At 43.8% G+C, this 20,849-nt stretch carries 23 protein-coding genes; 2 read left to right on the top strand and 21 right to left on the bottom strand.

Annotated elements, in window-relative coordinates; translation table 11 throughout:
- Nucleotides 1-18: 18 nt before the first annotated feature.
- From AZH43_RS06755 to AZH43_RS06745, 3 genes are all read right to left on the bottom strand, one after another.
- On the bottom strand, nt 19-2,181 hold the full coding sequence (locus AZH43_RS06755) for a malate synthase G (RefSeq protein ID WP_067667956.1): 2,163 nt from the start codon (nt 2,179-2,181) through the stop codon (nt 19-21).
- Nucleotides 2,182-2,557: 376 nt separating this feature from the next.
- Nucleotides 2,558-3,703, bottom strand: coding sequence for a cell division protein ZapE (gene zapE / locus AZH43_RS06750; RefSeq protein WP_067667953.1), 1,146 nt, complete (start codon nt 3,701-3,703; stop codon nt 2,558-2,560).
- Between the two features lie 85 nt (nt 3,704-3,788).
- Nucleotides 3,789-4,796 carry a helix-turn-helix domain-containing protein gene (locus AZH43_RS06745; protein WP_067667951.1) on the bottom strand — a complete coding sequence of 336 codons (1,008 nt, stop codon included), beginning with the start codon at nt 4,794-4,796 and terminating at the stop codon, nt 3,789-3,791.
- Nucleotides 4,797-4,952: 156 nt separating this feature from the next.
- On the opposite strand from AZH43_RS06745, the gene AZH43_RS06740 reads away from it, so the two are divergent.
- Complete coding sequence (locus tag AZH43_RS06740) at nt 4,953-6,449, top strand: flavin-containing monooxygenase (RefSeq protein WP_067667948.1); 1,497 nt, start codon at nt 4,953-4,955, stop codon at nt 6,447-6,449.
- Between the two features lie 49 nt (nt 6,450-6,498).
- Complete coding sequence (locus tag AZH43_RS06735; protein ID WP_067667944.1) at nt 6,499-7,407, top strand: lysine exporter LysO family protein; 909 nt, start codon at nt 6,499-6,501, stop codon at nt 7,405-7,407.
- Between the two features lie 82 nt (nt 7,408-7,489).
- Here AZH43_RS06735 and pyrF read toward each other — a convergent pair whose 3' ends face one another.
- The 18 genes from pyrF to AZH43_RS06645 form a co-directional block, all read right to left on the bottom strand.
- Complete coding sequence (gene pyrF / locus AZH43_RS06730; protein ID WP_067667942.1) at nt 7,490-8,170, bottom strand: orotidine-5'-phosphate decarboxylase; 681 nt, start codon at nt 8,168-8,170, stop codon at nt 7,490-7,492.
- A 214-nt stretch (nt 8,171-8,384) separates the two neighbouring features.
- Nucleotides 8,385-8,750 (bottom strand): lipopolysaccharide assembly protein LapA domain-containing protein, encoded by a 366-nt coding sequence (locus AZH43_RS06725; protein ID WP_067667939.1) that lies wholly within the window; start codon nt 8,748-8,750, stop codon nt 8,385-8,387.
- Nucleotides 8,751-8,774: 24 nt separating this feature from the next.
- Complete coding sequence (locus AZH43_RS06720) at nt 8,775-9,077, bottom strand: integration host factor subunit beta (RefSeq protein ID WP_067667936.1); 303 nt, start codon at nt 9,075-9,077, stop codon at nt 8,775-8,777.
- 163 nt (nt 9,078-9,240) lie between these two features.
- On the bottom strand, nt 9,241-10,920 hold the full coding sequence (rpsA, locus tag AZH43_RS06715; RefSeq protein WP_067667933.1) for a 30S ribosomal protein S1: 1,680 nt from the start codon (nt 10,918-10,920) through the stop codon (nt 9,241-9,243).
- Between the two features lie 108 nt (nt 10,921-11,028).
- The gene (gene cmk, locus AZH43_RS06710) at nt 11,029-11,712 is read right to left on the bottom strand and encodes a (d)CMP kinase (protein WP_067667931.1); all 684 of its coding nucleotides are present in this window, start codon (nt 11,710-11,712) and stop codon (nt 11,029-11,031) included.
- Between the two features lie 17 nt (nt 11,713-11,729).
- Entirely contained in the window at nt 11,730-12,161 is a 432-nt protein-coding gene (locus AZH43_RS06705; RefSeq protein WP_067667928.1) for an SRPBCC family protein, read from the bottom strand.
- 55 nt (nt 12,162-12,216) lie between these two features.
- Nucleotides 12,217-12,741, bottom strand: coding sequence for a tRNA adenosine(34) deaminase TadA (tadA, locus tag AZH43_RS06700; protein ID WP_067667925.1), 525 nt, complete (start codon nt 12,739-12,741; stop codon nt 12,217-12,219).
- Between the two features lie 17 nt (nt 12,742-12,758).
- A complete protein-coding gene (locus AZH43_RS06695) occupies nt 12,759-13,883 on the bottom strand; it encodes an enoyl-CoA hydratase/isomerase family protein (protein WP_067667922.1) in 1,125 nt (374 codons plus the stop codon).
- Nucleotides 13,880-14,593, bottom strand: a complete 714-nt coding sequence (gene ung / locus AZH43_RS06690) for a uracil-DNA glycosylase (RefSeq protein ID WP_067667919.1) — start codon at nt 14,591-14,593, stop codon at nt 13,880-13,882. The genes AZH43_RS06695 and ung overlap by 4 nt, the downstream gene beginning before the upstream one ends.
- 45 nt (nt 14,594-14,638) lie before the next feature.
- Nucleotides 14,639-15,235 carry a 6-pyruvoyl trahydropterin synthase family protein gene (locus tag AZH43_RS06685; RefSeq protein WP_067667916.1) on the bottom strand — a complete coding sequence of 199 codons (597 nt, stop codon included), beginning with the start codon at nt 15,233-15,235 and terminating at the stop codon, nt 14,639-14,641.
- A gap of 118 nt (nt 15,236-15,353) precedes the next feature.
- A complete protein-coding gene (gene gspK / locus AZH43_RS06680; RefSeq protein WP_162840078.1) occupies nt 15,354-16,328 on the bottom strand; it encodes a type II secretion system minor pseudopilin GspK in 975 nt (324 codons plus the stop codon).
- A gap of 57 nt (nt 16,329-16,385) precedes the next feature.
- A complete protein-coding gene (gene gspJ / locus AZH43_RS06675) occupies nt 16,386-17,012 on the bottom strand; it encodes a type II secretion system minor pseudopilin GspJ (RefSeq protein ID WP_067667910.1) in 627 nt (208 codons plus the stop codon).
- Nucleotides 17,009-17,434: a type II secretion system minor pseudopilin GspI gene (gene gspI / locus AZH43_RS06670; RefSeq protein WP_067668117.1), complete on the bottom strand. Its 426-nt coding sequence runs from the start codon at nt 17,432-17,434 to the stop codon at nt 17,009-17,011. The genes gspJ and gspI overlap by 4 nt, the downstream gene beginning before the upstream one ends.
- Nucleotides 17,435-17,448: 14 nt before the next feature.
- Nucleotides 17,449-18,006: a pilus assembly FimT family protein gene (locus AZH43_RS06665; RefSeq protein WP_067667907.1), complete on the bottom strand. Its 558-nt coding sequence runs from the start codon at nt 18,004-18,006 to the stop codon at nt 17,449-17,451.
- A 9-nt stretch (nt 18,007-18,015) separates the two neighbouring features.
- Entirely contained in the window at nt 18,016-18,630 is a 615-nt protein-coding gene (locus AZH43_RS06660) for a TetR/AcrR family transcriptional regulator (protein ID WP_067667904.1), read from the bottom strand.
- A 65-nt stretch (nt 18,631-18,695) separates the two neighbouring features.
- Nucleotides 18,696-19,469 carry a TatD family hydrolase gene (locus tag AZH43_RS06655; RefSeq protein ID WP_067667902.1) on the bottom strand — a complete coding sequence of 258 codons (774 nt, stop codon included), beginning with the start codon at nt 19,467-19,469 and terminating at the stop codon, nt 18,696-18,698.
- A gap of 31 nt (nt 19,470-19,500) precedes the next feature.
- Nucleotides 19,501-19,842, bottom strand: coding sequence for a PilZ domain-containing protein (locus AZH43_RS06650; protein ID WP_067667899.1), 342 nt, complete (start codon nt 19,840-19,842; stop codon nt 19,501-19,503).
- A gap of 17 nt (nt 19,843-19,859) precedes the next feature.
- On the bottom strand, nt 19,860-20,843 hold the full coding sequence (locus AZH43_RS06645; protein WP_067667896.1) for a DNA polymerase III subunit delta': 984 nt from the start codon (nt 20,841-20,843) through the stop codon (nt 19,860-19,862).
- Nucleotides 20,844-20,849: the final 6 nt, after the last annotated feature.

Below are 20,849 nucleotides of genomic sequence, written 5' to 3'. Positions count from 1 at the left end.
TTTTTTTAGTTTACAGCATTAGTCACCTATATAACCTTTTAATTTCAAGCGGTAAGCATGCAGCAATGGCTCGGTGTAGCCTGATGGCTGTTCAGCGCCTTTAAATACAAGGTCATAAGCAGCTTTATAAGCATAGCCATCAAAACCAGGCGCCATTGGCGTGTACGCAGCATCACTCGCGTTTTGCTCATCCACGATTTTCGCCATGCGCTGCATCACTTCTTCTACTTGCTCAGCAGTCACAATACCGTGACGCAGCCAGTTTGCAACGTGCTGTGAAGAAATACGCAGTGTCGCGCGGTCTTCCATTAAACCAACATTGTTAATGTCTGGCACTTTTGAACAGCCCACACCTAGGTCAACCCAGCGAACCACGTAGCCCAAAATACCTTGCAGGTTATTTTCAAGCTCTTTGGTTTTTTCTTCAGCAGTCCAGTTTGTATCTGTCGCTAAAGGCGGTGTTAATAGGTCATCTAGAGACAAAGCTTCAGTCTTCAGAAGCTCTTGCTGACGAGCCGATACATTGCACTGATGGTAGTGAATCGCGTGAATGACCGCACCAGATGGAGATGGAACCCATGCACAGCTTGCGCCAGCTTCCGGATGCTCAATCTTGGTTTTATACATGTCAGCAAGCATATCCGGTTTAGGCCACATGCCTTTACCGATTTGCGCTTTACCGCGCAGACCCGCTTGCAAGCCAATCATCACATTGCGGTTTTCATACGCCGGGAACCAGATTTGAGACTTCACTTCGCCTTTGCGAACGAATGGGCCTGCTTCCATGAAGGTATGAATTTCATCACCTGTACGGTCCATGAAACCGGTGTTAATGAAGATCGTACGGTCTTTCGCTTGAGCAATACAATTCTTCAAGTTTACAGATGTACGGCGCTCTTCATCCATGATACCGATTTTCAAAGTTTTCGCAGGTAAGCCAAGCGCTTGTTCTGAACGTTCAAACAATTCAACTGCAAATGCAACTTCTTCTGGGCCATGCATTTTTGGTTTTACGATGTACATAGAACCTTTACGAGAGTTCTTGTTTTCGTTTTCGCCTTTGATGTCAGCAAATGTCAGCAATGGAGTTACCAATGCATCCATAATGCCTTCGTAAATCTCTTGACCATCCACAAGAATTGCAGGGTTAGTCATCAAATGACCCACGTTGCGAAGAAGCATCAATGAACGGCCATGAAGCTTGGTTTCACCGCCAATCAAGTTTTTGTGCGTACGGTCTTTATTCAAGGTACGAGTAACAGTTTTACCGTTTTTCTCGATAGACTCTGAAAGCGTACCTTTCATTAAACCTAACCAGTTGCGGTAGCCTTCAACTTTCTCTTCTGCATCAACAGCAGCAATCGAATCTTCCAAATCTTGAATGGTTGTTACAGCCGCTTCAAGCACAAGGTCTTTTACGCCAGCCACATCAGTTTTACCAATTGGACTGTTCGCGTCGACTTCAATCACAACGTGCAAGCCGTTGTTCAGCAGTACGATTTCTGTCGGCGCAGCTTCATCACCATTGAAACCGACAAATTGCGCTTCTTTAGCCAAAGTCGATGTTGAGCCGTCTTTTAGGGTGACTGCTAACTTTTTACCATCTACCGCGTACTTCACAGCATCAGCATGAGAACCATTGGCCAATGGGAAAGTTTCGTTTAAGAAATTTTTAGCAAATGCAATTACTTTGTCGCCGCGGACAGGGTTATAGCCCTTGCCTTTTTCTGCGCCGCCTTCTTCTGAGATCACGTCAAAGCCGTAAAGCGCATCATATAAAGAACCCCAGCGGGCATTCGCTGCGTTCAGGCAGTAACGTGCATTACGCACTGGCACTACCAATTGCGAACCAGCCAATAATGCGATTTCTTCGTCTACATTTTCTGTGCTGATTTGGAAATCTTCTACTTCTGGTAATAAGTAGCCAATCTCTGTTAGGAAAGCTTTGTAAGCTTCGAGTTCAAATTTGTTGTTGCGGTGCCATTCATCAATTTTAGCTTGAATGTCGTCACGCTTAGCCAATAGTGCTTTGTTCTTTGGGCTAAGATCGACAACGACTTGTTCAAAGTTTTTCCAGTAAGTTTCACTGTCCAAACCTGAACCTGGAAGTGCTTCATTTTCGATGAAATCGTAAAGTTCTTTAGCAATCGCTAACTTGCCTTTTTGAATACGTGCAGTCATTGTCTTTCCTGATATTGCTACTTTTTATAACAAGAGATTCCAGTATACCTATTTATACTTAGCTGAATAGCACTATCACATTACTAAATAACGATCATTTTTTATAAAATAAATACCCTCATTACTTCATAAAATTCAGATCAGAAATGCAATATCATCATCAGCTTGAATACTCTTTTACAGTGTATAAAGTTTTTGAAATGCCGAAATTAGACTTAAGTGCAGATTTTTGTTTTAAAACTGAACAAATTGTCTTTTTTTCAGTCACACGAAGACTTGATTAAGCCATGAAAAATACGAAATGTCGATAAAACACTCAGTCATATTTGCATAAAAAAAGCGCCATTTTATGGCGCCTCATATCATCTCAAGAGGTTTACTCCGCACCGGCGGGCGCATTGATTTGACGATGCGCGGCATTCAAATAGTCATCAGACTGCATTTCCAATAAACGTGAACGTGTGCGTTCAATCTCAAAGGCTAATTTTTCACCTTGGTAAATATCAATAATTGAGTCTTCAGACGTTAAAAGCAGCTTTACGCCGCGGTCATAAAATTCATCCACTAAATAAATAAAGCGGCGTGTGCCCTCTGACAGATAATCCGTCATATGCGGCACATTGCTGACCAATACTGTATTATAAACATTCGCGATTTCAATAAAGTCCGCAGGGCTGCGCGGTTTCAGGCACAATTCAGAATATTCGCACCATAGGACATCTTCGGTGTGGCCAATCGTTTCCACTATTCGGTTATTAATGATGATCGGTTCTTGAGATATTGTTTGTGTCTGAGTCAAAGCGGTAAAACGCTGCGCCATCCAAAGTTTGTGTTCATGCGTCAAAGGCGATTTAAACAGCTGTGCCTGCTTTAAAACCCGCAAACGATAATCCACTCCGGCATCAACGTTCAGCACCGTACAGTGTTTTTTCACCATTTCAATGGTGGGAATAAAGCGGTCACGGTGAATGCCATTTTTGTATAAACCATCTGGCGCAATATTAGATGTCGCCACCAAAGTCACACCGCGGGCAAATAGTTTTTGGAACAGGTCACTCAGAATCATTGCATCTGTAACATTAGAAACAAAGAATTCGTCAAAGCAAATAACCACAGCTTCTTTATAAATTTGATCTGCAACCAGCTCCAATGGATTACGCTGACCCGAAAGCTTATTCAGCTCGCGGTGCACATGCTGCATAAAATGGTGAAAATGCATCCGAGTTTTACGGCGGAACGGCACAGATTCATAGAACTGATCCATCAGCCAAGTTTTGCCGCGGCCCACACCGCCCCACATATACACACCGCGCGGCGAAGTTTGACGGCGGAAACGGCGAAATGCTTTCTTTGATGCTTTGAAACGCTGAATCAGCTCTTGCCACACCCGATCCAGCTCATGTACGGCCTCAGCCTGGGCTTCATCTGGTAAAAACTGCCCAGATGCCAGCGCTTGCGCATAGCGCTCTGCAGGAGAAATTGGAGTAAAGGCTGTACTGTGGTGAGTTTGAAATTCAGACATATCATTTAATACTATTTGGGGCTATCGAAAATTATAGCGAAGATTGAACCGTAATATATAACACTTTGGCATTATTAAGCTTAGGCTATTTTGTATATTGACGCGGACTTTGACCAAACCAGCGCTTGAACGCATGGTTGAATGCCGCAGGCTCTGAATAGCCTAAAAGTTCTGCAATCATTTCAATTGAATACTCCTTGTACTCCATAAGCCGCAACGCTTTGTCTTTAATAATATCTTCTCGGATTTGCTTATAGCTGGTATCAAGCTGCTGAAGCTGATGGCGCAATGTCCGCTCCGGCACATTCAGCGCCTGCGCTGTCTCTGCCATGCTTGGCATGGCTCCTGTTTGCAGTTCCAAATAATCCTGCACCCGCTGAATCAATGACGGTGCATCTTCATCCGCCTTCAAGCGTTCCAGTTCAGATACGCACTTAGACTCATACAGCCTAAATGTTATAGGGTCGGCAGAAGGAATTTTGACATCCAGCACGCCTTCATCAAACCAAAAACACGCATATGGGGCATCAAACTTAACTTGCGCCCCATAATAATCATGATAGACCGCCAGCTGTTCCTGATCTTGCGGCTGCTTAAACGGCAAATCAATCCGCACCTGCGGAGACGCCAATCCCATCATTTTGTATAAATCTCGAATAAACTTATACGTGCCTGATATTTCGGACTGTGCCAGCAGCAGGCCCAATTCAGTATGAATATCTTGCGGCTGATAGCATAAAGCTATCTTATGGTCTGCAATTTCCAAACCCAAACGGCCAGTCAGATGCGTCAGATGCTGAAAGCGGATGCCTTGATCCAGCACCTTGCGTATAGTGGGACAAGTGACCAAAAGCATCAGCAATGGCCCGTAACCGGCCAGCGCATAATGCTGTCCAATGAACAGGCCTTTTTCAGATGGAACATCTTGCCCAATAACCTTCAGTACATCCCACTCCAAACTGGGGTGAATCACTGAAGTCGCATCCAGCGCATCAACACGCAATCCGATGCTTTCCAGTTTTGAATCGACATCTATCCCAGCTTTGCGCATACCCTGCACCAAATACATTAAGCTGAGAATAGATCGTTTCATTACAGTATAAATCCATAAAAGTTCTTTCTTTTGTACTATAAATATTCAGCTTTGAAAATTGCCGTTTTGATCAATTTAACTGTCAGCCCAATCATAGTGTCAGCCTGTATGTTTCATTTATGCTGTGCATCATAAGGAATAAAAAGAGCTTATCAAATGCAGAATTCGCAGCAACAAAACATCCAGATCGCCATTATTGGCGGCGGCTTTGGCGGCATTGCAATGGCCATACGCCTGCTGCAGAACAATATTCAAGATTTCGTGATTTTAGAAAAAGCCGATGATTTTGGCGGCACATGGCGTGAAAACCAATATCCCGGTGCAGCTTGCGATGTGCAGTCCCACATGTATTCCCTCTCCTTTGCCCCTAAAACCGACTGGTCTAAGCGCTATGCTGAAGCGCCAGAAATTTTCAGCTACATTCAAGGGCTGATTGAAGGCTTCGAACTGAAGCCCTATGCGCGCTTGAAATGCGAGGTGCATTCGGCAGAATATTCAGAACAGGATTGCCAATGGCGGCTGATCCTCAATAACGGCGAGGTTCTAATCGCGCAATATGTTATTTTTGCCTCGGGGCCGCTGCACGTTCCGCAAATTCCGCATATTCAAGGAATTGAAAACTTCAAAGGCAAAGTATTCCATTCATCGCAATGGGATCATCAATACGATCTGCAGGGCAAAAATGTTGCATCTATCGGCACTGGCGGCAGCGCCATTCAATATATTCCTGAAATTGCGCCTGAGGCTCAGCAGCTTTATGTCTTTCAGCGCACTGCGGCTTGGGTGATTCCACGGGATGAACGGCTATATAAAGGGCTGGAAAAAAAGCTCTTTGCCAAATTTGATTGGTTCAGAAAATTGCACCGCGCCCGGCTCTATTGGTCAAATGAATCCCGCGTTGTGCCGATTGTGAAACCTTTCACTATGAAATATGCACAAAAACTGGCTGAAGCATTCATCCGATATCAAGTAAAAGACAAAACAACTGCAAAAAAATTAACCCCTAATTACATCATGGGCTGCAAGCGGATCTTAGTTTCTAATAAATATTTCCCATCCTTTAACCGTAAAAACGTAGAATTAGTCACTGACAATATTCAAGAACTGACTGCTGACAGCATCATTACCAAAGACGGCCGTATCCGTAAAATTGATTGCCTAATCTATGGCACAGGTTTTATTACCGATCCGAGGATCTATTTAAAATCCTTCAACTGTACTGGGCTTAATGGCCTAGAGCTTAAAGATGCATGGAAAGACGGTGCAGAAAGCTACTATGGTGTCACCACAAAAGGCTTTCCGAATTTATTCCAGCTTTTAGGCCCCAATACAGTACTTGCCCATAACTCTGTGGTCTTTATGATTGAATCGCAAGTTGAATATATTCTGCAAATGATGCAGCTGGTAGGAAAAACGCACAGCAACGCCATTGTGGTCAAAGATCAGGTTCAAGATCAATTCAATCAGCATGTACAAAACATGCTGAATGGCACGGTATGGCAATCCGGCTGTGTCAGCTGGTATCAGCAGGATGGCGGTAAAAATTTCGCGCTGTGGCCCACTTACACTTGGAAATATTGGCTGAACACCAAAAAACTTAATCCCGCTGATTATCTTCTGCTCACAAAATCTAAGGGAACACGTGCAGCTTAAATATTAAATAGTCATAATAAGCAGGTGTCCCTCACCTGCTTGATTTTTTATGCAATCCCTTTGGTTGATTTTTCAGCTGTTATTTTGCCTATTTTTAGGCTTTGTTCTCGCCCGCCGCTTACCTGCTAAATTAGAACAATTAGGTTTTAAAATACTGCCCTATTTTACCTATATCCTGCTTATTGCCATTGCCATTGAATTTTCACAAACACTGCACAGCATCAGCAGCCCTGCTCAAATTTTAACAACGGCAGTCAGTATTGCGCTCGCCACATCATTAGGCGCTTTTATCTGCTGCTATGCGCTTTTTAAAGCCATAGGCTATCAGCCCATGCAAGGTAAAGTCTCCACAGACTTATTGCTCAGCTCCTTGCTTAACATCAGCTATGCTTTTTTTGCGCTTGCTTTCGGCTATGGAACAGCAGAACTTTTCAGCTATCTGGATATCAATGTACATGTCAGCACCTGGAATTTGCTGTTAGCTTTTATGTTTTTAATTGGGCTGGATCTAGCTTATTCACCTTTAGACCGCTCTTGGCTGAATTGGAAAATTTTATTGGTTCCGCTCGCCTGCATTGTGGGTTCAATTCTAGGCGCCCTTGCCGTTTCACTGACCATTAGCGATATCATGCTAAAAGATTTGCTGATGCTGTCTCAAGGCTATGGTTTTTATTCAATGACCGGCATTGTTGTGACAGAATTAAAAAATGCGCATTTAGGCAGCATTGCGTTGATTAACGATTTATTCAGAGAAATTTTTTCAATTCTATTCATGTATTTGATTGGCTGGCGCTATCCGCGCTCTGCTATTTCAGCAGCCGGCGCAACTGCGATGGATGTAACCTTGCCTATGGTTAAGCAGTCTTGCGGCAATGACTTTATTCCGCATGCCATGGTCAGCGGTTTTGTCTTGTCCATACTGGCGCCAATTGCTGTCAGTGTACTGGCCGCGCTTTAATTTCTATTTATTAGCCCCAAGTTCCTCTTTCACAAAGAGGAACTTTCACCTCCCTTTACAAAGAGAGGTCGGGGAAGAATTCTTACAGTGTTGCTAAAATATCTTTTAAAGTCAGGCAAGGATTTTCAGATTTGGTAATTGGGCGGCCAATAACCAAATGCGTTGAGCCATCCAGCATGGCCTGTCTAGGCGTAACAACACGCTTTTGATCATCTGCGGCAGAACCGGCTGGGCGAATTCCAGGCGTTACCAAGGAAAAATCCTGCCCTAAAGTTTCACGCAGCATCTTCGCTTCCTGCGCAGAGCAGACTACGCCATCCAAACCGCTTTCTTTGGTTAAATTTGCGAGACGCTTCACTTGCTCAAAAGGCTCAATGTCTAAGCCAATATCGCGCAAATCTTCACGGCCCATTGAAGTCAGTACTGTGACTGCAATGAGTTGCGTACTGTAATTTCCAGCCTTTAAACGTTCAACACAGGTTTCCATCATTTTACGGCCGCCGGATGCATGAACGTTGACCATCCACACCCCCATATCAGCCGCTGCGCACACAGCCTGTGCAGTCGTATTTGGAATATCATGAAATTTTAAATCTAAAAAGACTTCAAAACCTTCACCATGTAAAGCTTTAACAATAGATGAGCCTTCATGGGTAAATAATTCTTTCCCAACTTTCACGCGGCACAATTGAGGGTCTAATTGCTCAGCAATCGTCATTGCGTCATAATGACTTTTTGCATCTAAAGCAACAATAATACTCATGAGGAGACCCTTCAAACTGACAAAAAAGAAAACGCATTATAGAGCCTAACTTTACAGTCTTAAAGGCTTAATGAGCAAGAACCCCTAAATGGATTTTCAGCTGGCATAAAAAAACACTCTAAATAACCATTCAGAGTGTTTATAAAGATTCAATTGATATTTAAATGCTGACCGTATAATTAAGCCAATCACTTATTTATGATTTCAACCAAACTTATAAAGGATTCGATTTCTGTTCATCAGGATGAACATCTAACACCGTTTTTTCATGTCTTGTATGCGCAGCAGCTTCGGCAGCCGCCAATTGCGCCGCTTGAATCTGTTCTTTACGCAGGCGTTCAATATCTTTACGCAAGCGTTTAATTTCCCAATTGTTTTGGAATACTCGAAAGACCTGCACGCCAATCAGCAATCCCAGCACAACACCTAAAGCCAATGTCAGCAAAAGCAACAGGCCTAAACGCATTGCTGGCACTTGAGTGAACAGCAAATCTACGGATAATTCAGTTCCGTTTTGGAGCACTAAAAACAGCGAATACCCAAAAAGAACAATCAGTAAAACGACTAAAACGTAACGCATAAACACCCCTGACTGAATCTAAAATTATGCTGCAGATTCGTTTACTGCATCACGCAAGGCTTTCCCTGGCTTGAAATGCGGTACCGCTTTCGCAGCAACTTCTACAGATCTGCCTGTTTTGGGATTACGGCCTACACGCGGCTCACGGTGATGCAAAGCAAAACTGCCAAATCCGCGAATTTCGATACGATTATCTGTTGATAATGCTTCTATCATTTGATCAATCATAATCTTAACAGCTTCTTCAACCAGCGGTTCAGCTAAATGCGGGTTTTTAAGAGAAATACGCTCTATTAAGTCTGACTTATTAAGTGCTTCAGTAGTCATCTGCGACCTCTTTAATTATCAAGCTACTTGGAATCGATTTCCCGATAATAACCTGTTTAAATACAAAACGGTAGCGCAATAATGACTTACTGCGCTACCGTTTACAGTAATTGTGTAAAAAGTATTAGTTAGCTTACGCTAACAATACAATTCAAACACTTACTTAGTGGTTCATTTGAGCTTTGATCAAATCACCAATAGTCTTAGGACCATTGTCTGAAGTCGCTGTAGCTGTCTTATTCAGGTTAGCTACTGCTTCTTTCTCTTCAGCTTCGTCTTTCGCTTTGATAGACAAGTTGATAGAACGTGATTTGCGATCTACGTTGATGATTTTCGCTTCAACTTCTTGACCAACTTCTAAGAATTTAGTTGCATCTTCAACGCGGTCGCGGTTGATTTCAGATGCTTTCAAAGAAGCTTCAACTTCGTCAGCTAACTTAACAGTAGCGCCTTTAGCGTCAACTGCAGTTACAGTACCTTTAACAAGCGCACCGCGTTCGTTAGCAGCTAGGAAGTCATTGAACGGATCGCTGTTCATTTGCTTGATGCCAAGGCTGATACGGTTGCCTTCAGCGTCAACAGACAGGATAACCGCTTCAACAGTGTCACCTTTCTTGTAACGACGGATAGCTTCTTCGCCTTGTTCGTTCCAAGAAATATCAGACAAGTGAACTAGACCGTCAATACCGCCCGGTAAGCCGATGAAGATACCAAAGTCAGTGATAGATTTGATCGTACCAGAAACTTTTTCGCCTTTATCGTGGTCTTTAGCAAACTCTTCCCATGGGTTAGCACGAGTTTGTTTGATACCTAAAGAAATACGACGGCGTTCTTCGTCAACTTCAAGAACCATAACATCAACTTCATCACCAATCTGAACTACTTTAGACGGGTGGATGTTTTTGTTAGTGTGATCCATCTCAGAAACGTGCACTAAACCTTCAACGCCTTCAGCGATTTCTGCGAAACAGCCGTAGTCAGTTAAGTTAGTTACGCGCGCTTTAACGATTGAACCTTTAGGGTAACGGTTCATGATCGCTAACCATGGATCTTCGCCTAATTGCTTAAGGCCTAAAGATACGCGGTTACGCTCTTTGTCAAATTTAAGTACTTTAACAGTAACTTCTTGACCCACTTCAACAACTTCTGAAGGGTGCTTGATGCGTTTCCAAGCCATATCAGTGATGTGAAGAAGACCGTCAATACCGCCAAGGTCAACGAATGCGCCGTAGTCAGTAAGGTTTTTAATTGTACCAGTAACTGTTTGGCCTTCTTCAAGCTGAGCAAGAAGAGCTTCACGGTCAGCAGAAGATTCAGCTTCCATAACTGCGCGGCGAGAAACAACAACGTTGTTACGTTTAGCGTCAAGTTTGATAACTTTAAATTCTAACTCTTTGCCTTCTAAGTGAGTAGTATCACGAATAGGACGAGTATCAACTAAAGAACCTGGAAGGAACGCACGAACTGGACCGATGTCAACAGTGAAACCGCCTTTAACCTTACCAGAGATAACACCAGTAACGATTTCGCCGTCTTCAAAGATTTTTTCAAGTTTAGTCCAAGTTTCAGCGCGTTTAGCTTTTTCGCGAGAAAGAACAGTTTGACCCATACCGTTGTCAAGAGCTTCAACAACAACGTCTACAGTGTCGCCAACTTGAACTTCAAGTTCACGTTGTTCATTTAAGAATTCAGCGCGGTCAACAATACCTTCTGATTTAAGGCCAGTGTCAACTGTTACCCAGTCTGAATCGATGTTAACTACAACGCCTTGGATGACAGCACCCTTTTCAACGTTAAAGTTTAATTCGCTTTCTTCAAAGAGGGCTGCAAAAGATTCGGTCATGATATACCTGATAAAGTCAGCGGTCTTGGATCAGACAAGGCCGGTTTAATTAAGCATCCACATAGTCCGTATAAGACTGATCAAGCTATGCTTCTGCTGATAAATTCTTTAGTTTGCTAATTGCTGGTCGATATAAGCAGTCATCAGATTAAATACTTCATCAATGCCCAAAGTTGAGCTGTCAATGATATATGCATCTTCTGCCGGCTTGAGCGGAGCAACAGTGCGCTCCATATCTCGCTTATCCCGAGCTTCAATATTAGCTAAAATGTCGTTTATTTTAACATCTAGCCCCATACCCTGCAACTGCTTTACACGGCGCTCGGCTCTCGACTGCGCAGAAGCGGTCAGATAAATTTTGGCTTGGGCACCCGGAAATATTGAAGTCGCCATGTCACGTCCATCCGCAACCAGCCCCGGAGCCTGTGCAAAAGCATGCTGACGTTCCAGCAGAGCCGCTCTAAGTGCAGGAATTGCAGCGACTTTTGATGCAAAATCACCCACACGTTCTGTACGGATTGTTTGCGTAACATCTTCACCATCCAGCAGGATTTGAGTGCCGGATGCAGATGTAACAAATTTTATGTCTAATTTTGTTGCAATTTCGGCGCATTTAGTCAATTCAGTGTCGAGCTTTTCCAGCAAGTTTTGCTTATGCAATGACAGACCCAGCAAACGGTACAATGCGCCCGAATCTAAAAGATTATATTGATAATGCGCCGCCAGCTTGGCTGCCAAAGTACCCTTACCAGAACCGCTTGGCCCATCAATTGTAATAATATTTACTGTCATTGCCTTTCCGCCATTACCTATACAGTTTTTGCGAGTTTCGAAAAGCCCAGTTTAATCGCAGATTTCAGCTGTGCAAGAATTAATTTGCTGACAAAGGGCGCGCGCGCCTGCAATTCAATCGTATAAGTAACTAAAGTTTTATTTTCATCTACAGATTCAAATTCAATAACCCCCAAATGGTGTTTCACCAAAGGGTTTTTGATAATTTTATATTCAATGCGCTGATTGGGAATCAGCAAAGTGATTTCTTCCTGCAAAGGCTTGATTGGCCCCAAGCCTAAACGGCGCACCGAACCGATGCCATCCGGGCGTTCTGGATCTGCAGAATCTTTAACCCGCACCACCTGAATAGGGGCAAAAGCAACATTATATGTGGCATGTTTTGAAAGCAGTTCGAAAACCTGCTCTACCGGTGCATTGAATTTTTTTTTGACTTGCATCGCATTCATAAGTTTTGTCCTAAATTATTTGACAATTTGCATTGTCATTAAATATTACCTTATTTTAATTTGGCTTTGCTGTACTTATTGTTTTTTCCAGTAATTTCAGCTTTTTTTTCTGTTCGCGGCGCATTTTAAAAAAAGCGCTGAGCTGAGCTGAACATTGTTGCTGCAAGCAGCCTTGCTCAAACTCGAACACGTGATTGTAGTAACCGCTTTGCAGCAACTGACGCACACTGACCAATGAACCCGCTTTCGGCTCAATGGCGCCAAAGACTACACGTTTGATCCGCGCATGTATCAGAGCCCCAACACACATCGTGCAAGGCTCCAGCGTGACAAATAAGGTGGCATCATCCGGCAGGCGGTAGTTTTGCAGGGATTCGCAAGCCTGACGGATAGCTTGAATTTCAGCATGCGCTGTGGGGTCATTCAGACTGATTGGCGCATTAAAACCTGCACCAATTATTTGATTATTGCTGACAATAATAGCCCCCACAGGTATTTCACCTATTGAAGCAGCAGATGCAGCCTGCTCATAAGCCTTCTGCATCCAATATTCATCGCTGAATTTTACGTCTTCACTCATGTATATGATCAGTTATATCAGTCAATAATACCGTATTGTTTCAGCAGTGCATTCCAGCTTTCAATTTTGGTCACGGGCGGATTGGCCGCTAAAATTCCTTTTAGAGACAAGTCTGCACCTGTTTTCCATTCAGGAGACAGGTCTTTATCCACTAAGCGCGCACGCACCCCTTCTACAAAATCAGGATGGCGGATTTTCCAATCAGAGATTTGAACTTCAAGTTCAAAAACCTCATTCCAAGAATGAACTTTTTTCCCCCATTGCCATAACAGCCAAGTTAATGCTGCTGTTGCAGGCGAACCTTTTTGCAGATTTTCACTGGCTTGACGCAGCCAGTCACTGCGCGCATCGCTCAGACCAATAATCGATTCATAATCATGTTCAAAATGAACACCGCGGCAAACGCTTTGAATCACATCCAAAGAATTTTGCAGCGGGCCAGGACCTACTGGACGGTGCAGGCTGTTCAGCGTGTCATCAATGGCACGGAAATCGCCTGCAGGGTAATGCTCCCAATCAATACTGATAACTTTCTCTAAAACGCTGTCACGCTGCGCATCACAAATATGCGTTGCCCAGCCAATGCCGTACGCGCCCGCAGCCGTCATGATTGAGCCCGTTAAGCCAGTAAACAGGCCAATTGCCCCGCGGTCCGCTAAAAAGCGTGTTGCGCCGACATCAGGGTATAAACCGATATTGATTTCCGGCATTGCAAGACGCGAATACGGCGTCACTAAACGGAATGGCGCCGCCATGAATAAGCCTAAACCGCCGCCCATTACATAGCCTTCACCCCAGACTAAAACCGGTTTTGCATAATTGTGCAGAAGCAAGTCTAGCGCATATTCCTGTTCAAAGAATTTATTCGCTGCTTCCACTTCATCATTAATGACCAGCTGGCGCAATTTTCGAACATCGCCGCCGGCGCAAAATGCTTTAGGTGTAGTTGAATCCAGCCAGATGGCTTTAACACTTTTATCTGCATGGAAGTCTTGAAACACTTCCAAAAGTGCGGAGACAATAGATTCATCCAAAGCATGTAAAGATTTAGGACGGTTCAGGCGAACAATGCGCCAGCCGTTCTGTGCTTCTTCTACAATCAAATCCGGATGATAGTGTTTAGAAATGGGAGAATATGTCATGCGTCCAGCTGCCAATCGATAGGCTCAATGCCATGTTGTTTAAGATAATTATTGGATTTTGAAAATACCTTGCAGCCAAAAAAACCGCCACGGTTTGCTGCCAATGGTGATGGATGAGCCGCTTTCAGCACCAAATGCTTATTCGGGTCAATCCGCTGTCCTTTACGCTGTGCATATGCGCCCCAAAGAATGAAGACAATATGCTCACGCTGCTCGTTCAATACATCAATTACATAATCCGTAAAATCTTCCCAGCCGCGTTTTTGATGAGATGTCGGCTGGCCTGCTTCTACAGTTAACACACTGTTCAAAAGCAGTACGCCCTGCTCCGCCCAGCGGGATAAATCTCCATGCTTGGAAATATCAATGCCCAGATCATTATGCAATTCATGAAAGATATTACGTAAAGATGGAGGTAAAGCAACCCCCTTTTGAACCGAAAAGCTTAAACCATGCGCTTGATTCGGCCCGTGATAAGGGTCTTGTCCTAAAATCACCACCTTCACATGTGGCATAGGAGTGGTATTCAAGGCATTGAAAATTAATGCGCTAGGCGGATAAATCACTTTATTCGCATGTTTTTCCTGAACAAGAAAGTCTTTTAATTCATCCATTTTCGGGCTAAGCAAAAACTCGCTCAGGCCGTATTTCCAACTCGCATCAAGCTGCACTTTTTCCAATTGGGCTTGCTGCTGTTCAGATAAAGACATACTTGCTTCCTAATTCCTTTTTTAGATTAACCATGCAATGCTGCATTAAAGTTTAACTTGCAAATCCACGCTTGGATTTTGAAATTTAATCCCGCGGATTAATTTATCAAACATTTCAGGATCAGCCCATTCCTCTTTAACCTGTTCTGAAAATTCAATCTGCTCTAAATTCAATAGACCCATTTGCGCATTTTCAATATCTTCTGCAAAGCTTTGAGCATAGCCAGTATCCGTTTCATGCACGATCACTGAATACACCTCGACATCTCCCTCGCCATTTTGCGTTTCGGTCGATGCCAGCACTTGCTGCGCCAAGTAGAAGAAAATTCTTGAGAACTGCTCTGCAGAAGGAGATACAGGCAAGGATACCCACCGCGCACTGAAATTTTTGCACGCGTGAATATAGTCTGCATTGTCTTGCTGCCAAAAACAGATTGCATGATCAAAACTGTCATAAAGGTCTTTAATAACACCTTTCAGCAGTCCAAAGTCATAAACCATTTGACCATGATCTAATTTCGAAGCTTTAAGCAATAGCTCAACTTTATAGCTGTGCCCATGTATTGAACGCTTACAGCGGTCTGATGTGCAATTACGCACAATATGAGCATTTTCAAACTTAAATAACTTACGAATTAACATATGCCGTAATTCAATTAAAACCTGTGAATTTATCGGGATTATAAAGCAAAACTAAAACCTTGAGCATTAATTTTACAGTTCAATGCAATTGATAATTTATATGGCGCTCATGCCCTGCTTAATTAAAAGGCGCCATGCTCCGATACGCCACATAAACCTCTTTGTCCTTTCGCACCAGCTCTGATGTAAATTGGCGCTTTCTGCCGCTTAATTCAATTTCTATTTTGGCTTTAAAATAATTGGACTTCACACCCAGCAAGTCACCGACAATCGCCTTATTTTCTGCCGATACAGATGTAAAAGGCTCTGCCTCCCATAATTCGGCAGCATTATTGAATTTTTCCAAGGCTGCATTTTTCTTATCCAAAAGCTGCTGAACAGCATGCGCATCCAGCTTTTCATCTATGCTGGCCAATATAAACGCAGGGGCAGTATTGATGTTGACCGTCGTTTCATTGCTGGGTAACGCACTGACATACGGCGCAATCAGCTTATACTTCCCATCTTCAAAACCACGGAGCTGCTTCAGCTCTTCGACATCATGAAACCTTGCATTCGGCGGCATAGATGCATTTTGCAGACCGCGGTAATAGCCGGACTCAGCGCCCATTGACCCAGTCTGCTCGTCATCTACATCCTGCCAATCAATCGCCGCTTCGCTCAGCTGTGCAGGCAGCCCCGCCTTAACCAATATTTTTTCAAACCATTTTTTTGAATTTTCATTGACCGTGCCATCGGCTTTGAGCAGACTGTTTAAATTAAATTTACCGGATTGATCTTCCAACACCCCCGAAACGTAGCCGTCATCTACTGGAAAAGCAGGCATCGGCTTAGCCCAATTTTCCTGTAAAAAATCGACATCACCTGCATTTTCCGCATCATCCTTCAGCAGTTCAGCAAAAAAAACTTCAGCGCTTTTTGCATACAGCAGCGACTGATTTTGACGCATTAAGTACGCTGTTCCCTCAGCCGTATTGCTTTGGCGTTTCGCAATACTGGCCGCCAATATTGTGGCCAAGGCAACCATCACCAGTATGGTCAATAAAGCGATGCCTTCTTGCTTAGCTGCGCCCATACGGCGGCGATGACTCATACTCATTGCACTGAAACCTCTCGAATGCTATCAACCTTAGTTTCTTGCACCCTGCTGCTACGAAACACTGTTTAGCTTTAAATGGTCTGTATTGAGCAAACTGCACAGCCACTCATACTCAACACCATTGACCTGTAGCTTAATTTTCAGGCCGCGCGGCAACCGCTGCACATCACTTTCCTGCGCCAAGTCCGGTGTTGGGTCAGGCCAGGCATTCAGCTCATTTGGGTTCATCACCAGAATCTCAAAATGCTCTACATCTGACAGCAGCACACTGGAATCCGGCTGATCCTGACCTGTCTGATTTAAATTTCTGTATTTAAGGCGGTAGAGTTTTTTCTCATTGGCATCATATTTATATTCAACCCGCTCATCCGGAGCAATGCCCTGATTCAAAGGATCTGTTACGCCTGTTTTACTGAAGTTAAAACGCCCATTTTGCAGCACCATTGCAGGCTGTATTTTATTATTGATATTTGCAGTTAACGGCACAGCCTGTACTGTATCGCGCAATATCTGCTGATATGCCCCCTGCAGCTCCGACAGGCGCGCCTCATGCTGCGTATTGCGCTCTTTGACCTTAGAAATATAATCAAATACTTTCCAGCCCAATGCAGACAATACAGCAAAAATCGCAATCGCCACCAGCAGCTCAACCAATGTAAAGCCTTGACGCCTACTCATGACTGTTTCACTTTAGGATTGAAAAAAATAAGGCTGGTGATGCCTGATTCAACTTTATCCGTTTCAGCATTCATTAAACTGACCTGAACTTCTATGCGCTGCACATTAGGGCTGATCGTTGCCTGCGCAGATTTATCAATCTGCCACTTTTCACCCTGCTGCGTAATTTGCTTTGATGCAGTGCCCGTCATCCATTCCCGATTCATTTCCATCAAAGCAATTTCATTCAATGCAACAAACTGCGCTTTGGTTCGTAAAATGGCATTTGAAGTGGCTTGCGTGTATTGCATTGCGACATTCGTAAGCGCAATAGCGGCTGTTGCAAAAATTGCCAGCGCCACCATCACCTCCAACAAGGTGAACCCGGAACAGCAATGAGCATGCCGCTGAACTGCAGCAGCACAAGGCAAGCCGCCATGCATTGGAGATTTTGCTTTCATTCAGTAATTTTACCTAAATAATCAATCTCGATTTCATTTCCGACAGGGCGGTTTTCAAAATAGAACTGCACACGCACGGGCTTGATCTCTCCATTGCCTAGCCAAATCAGCTTAGGTGAATTTTGATTGAGCAGCTCACTGCTGTTGGCATTTTCATAACGGCGCTCTAAAGGCAAAATGCTGAATGTGACATTTTCCGGCAAGACCCGAATCGGAAAATCCTGATAATTTTGCCAATGATTGTTCTGATTACCGAGCAGATTGAAATTATTTTCATTGTTTTTCTGGGACAAATATTCCATCACCCCATACTGAAAGCCATCGGCATCCGATGCCGGCTGAGAATTAAGCGCCAAAATTCTGGATTGATCATTTGATTCGCGCAAAATGCGCTGCACATCCATAATAAAGACTTCACGGGCCTGCATCGCTTTACGCTGATCAGTACCGCTCATATTCATCATCACCAGAGAGGCCATAATGCCCATAATGACAATAACCACCATCAATTCCACTAAAGTAAAGCCTTGAATTAATGATGGCGGGTTCTTCATAATCAGCCTTTAAGCAAATTGAGCTGCAGCGCTGATCTGCTTGGGCAATGCCAGCGCCTGATCAATATATGCGACTCTTAAGGTATCGCGTGAGCCTAAATAGCGCTGATAAAAGCTGGAGTTCAAAATTGCAGCGGCGCCGTGCGTCAGCGACCAAATGGACGCCAAATAATCACGTACCGACATGGCGCTGCCAATAGACGCTAAATAGTTTTCTGTCATGCGGATAATCAGGCGCAAACGCTGTTTGCGCACTTGATACAGTTCACTGAACAACAGCTGAATGCCCACGCCTGTCGTAGCAAGACGCTCTTCAATTTGATGAAACAGCACAGTACGCTCAGGATGGTGCAAATGATGCAGCATGAAAAAAGCCAAGTGTTCAGGAAACTGCTTGTCGGTATCTTTAATCATTTCCAGCAGCATGCGTTCATTTCTGATGATGAGCAATATATACAGCTCATCTTTACTCTGAAAATGCTTATAAAGAGTACCCTTTGCCAGATCCAGTTCTGCTGCCAGCGCATCCAGCGTCATGCCGGATTCACCATTTTCTAAAAGAAGCTGCTCTGCAACTTGAAAAATCAACGCTTCTCGTGCTCGAAACTGAGCCTGACGATCCATCTTCACCCTATACTCTCTTCTGCTCTTATATCAATTCAAACGATATACTTTTAAATTCAAGTTATTTACTTTAAATTGAGAAGGTTTTCAAAGTTTTGCTTTGTTATTAAAGCCATCTCTTCAAGTGACTTATCATATACATCACTTAAGGCTTTGGCTACATAGGGAACATATTTTGGTTCATTAGATTTTCCTCTATATGGCATAGGCGCCAAATAAGGGCTGTCTGTCTCGATGAGCACCCGGTCCAGAGGCACCTGTTTCGCCACATCACGCAAATCTTGCGCATTTTTAAAAGATACAATGCCTGAAAAAGAAATGTAATAACCGCAATCCAGCACCGCTTTTGCTGTTTCCCAATCTTCTGTAAAACAATGCAGAATGCCGTGTGTCGACTGTTCAGCGCGGATAATATCGACTGTATCGTGTTTGGCCGAGCGGGTATGCACCACGACCGGCTTTTTCACAATTTTCGACGCCTGAATATGGCGGGCAAAACATTCTTTCTGTTCTTGAATATAATCGGTGCTGTGAAAATAATCTAAACCCGTTTCACCCAAAGCCCAGACTTTTTCAGGCTGTGCAAGCTCTACCAAATAATCGGTTGTTGCCCGCGCCATGGTGGCTGGATCTTCGCAGGGATGCACCCCGACTGAATATCCTACATCCGCATGGCGGGCGGCAATTTCAGCCAAAGCGATATGATCGTCCAAATCAACCGAGATACTCATAAAGCGGGAAACACCTGCTTCGCGAGCCTGCGCCAGTGCCTGATCCAAATCTCCGCCATATGGAGCAAGATCAAGCAGAGTTAAATGACAATGAGTATCTGTAAACACGATAAGTACCTATGTTGAGTAAGGTGAAACTCTACATAGTGTAACTTCTGCGGCCTTCACTTTTAAGCCCTGTAAGCATGCGTTCTGCTTCTGATTTGAAATAAATACCTTTTTCACCGGCAAGCTGAATGCCAAAACCTTGAGGTTTAATGCCATTTTGCTTTTGAGAAATCCAAATCACCTTACCAGTCAAAGGAATTTTTTGAGACTGTTCAGGCAAAGTGGTCAGCACAAAGACTTCCTCACCCATTTTCACCGGCTGTTTAGAAGGAACAAAAAGACCACCTCCAACCACATAAGGCATATAGCTTGCGAATAGTGTATCCACATCTGGAATATTGGCTTGAATGATTCCGCCCATACGTGGCTGCATTGTCGTTCCCCTTATTATTAAATATTCATCAGTTTAATGCACAGCTGGTCCAGCACTAAGTTGGTTTGTACGTTTTGTTCGATAAACTTTTTGGATTGCTGCAGCTCTGCATAAATGCCAAATAATGATTCTAAATCATACTGATCCGGCAGATCATTAAAATTTAAATCAATATTTTTTATGGCCTGATTCAGCTTGACACAAATTAAATCAGACAACAAGTATTCAAACATCTGACTGAATTCACTAAAATTCAGCGCTTTATTCCACTTGGTCGCGATTGCTATCGGCATATTTTTCTGCATGACCAGCTTCTGCCAGTCATTGACAAAATCCTGCCGTAAATTCAGCCATTCACTTTGTGCCAATTCAACCGCCTGCAGCGGCATTTGATTGGATAGATTCATCAGCAGCTGATGGCGCTGCGAATTACTGTCTGGCAATTTTTCATGCAAATAATCCGCTGCCTGTTCAGGACTGATACGGTCTAAGGCAAAATGCTGCAAACGGCTGCGGATGGTTGCCGGAAGCTTGAGATAATGATCTGCAAGAAGAATAAGTACAATACGGTCACCCGGTTCTTCCAGTGTTTTCAGCAGCGCATTGGCCGAAGCCGTATTCAGCGCTTCCGCCGGCTCAATAACAACAACTCGCCAGCCGTCAACCGTTTGCTGAACAAAGGGCTGCAAATCACGGATTTTCTCAATTTTGATTTTGGCATTTTGCTTTTTATTGTCTTCATCTGTACTGATGTGCACATAATTCGGATGCGTATCGGATTTCAGCCATTGGCAGCTGCCGCAAACACCGCACGGCTGGTTGCCCGCATGCCGGTTCTGACACAGCACCCATGCCAAAAAGTTTTGCGCAAAAGCATGCTTGCCGCAGCCTTTCTTGCCGTAAAACAGCAAGCCATGGCCTAATTTAGGAAAACGGCCGGTTAATGCATCCCAAACAGTCTGCTGCCAAGGATAGACTTGCGCTTTAATTTCAATTGACATGCGGAA

Source organism: Acinetobacter pragensis (assembly GCF_001605895.1).
In the GTDB taxonomy this organism is placed as follows: domain Bacteria; phylum Pseudomonadota; class Gammaproteobacteria; order Pseudomonadales; family Moraxellaceae; genus Acinetobacter; species Acinetobacter pragensis.
Note: the sequence above shows the minus strand (reverse complement) of the source record. Positions and strands in the feature narration are given on the sequence as shown.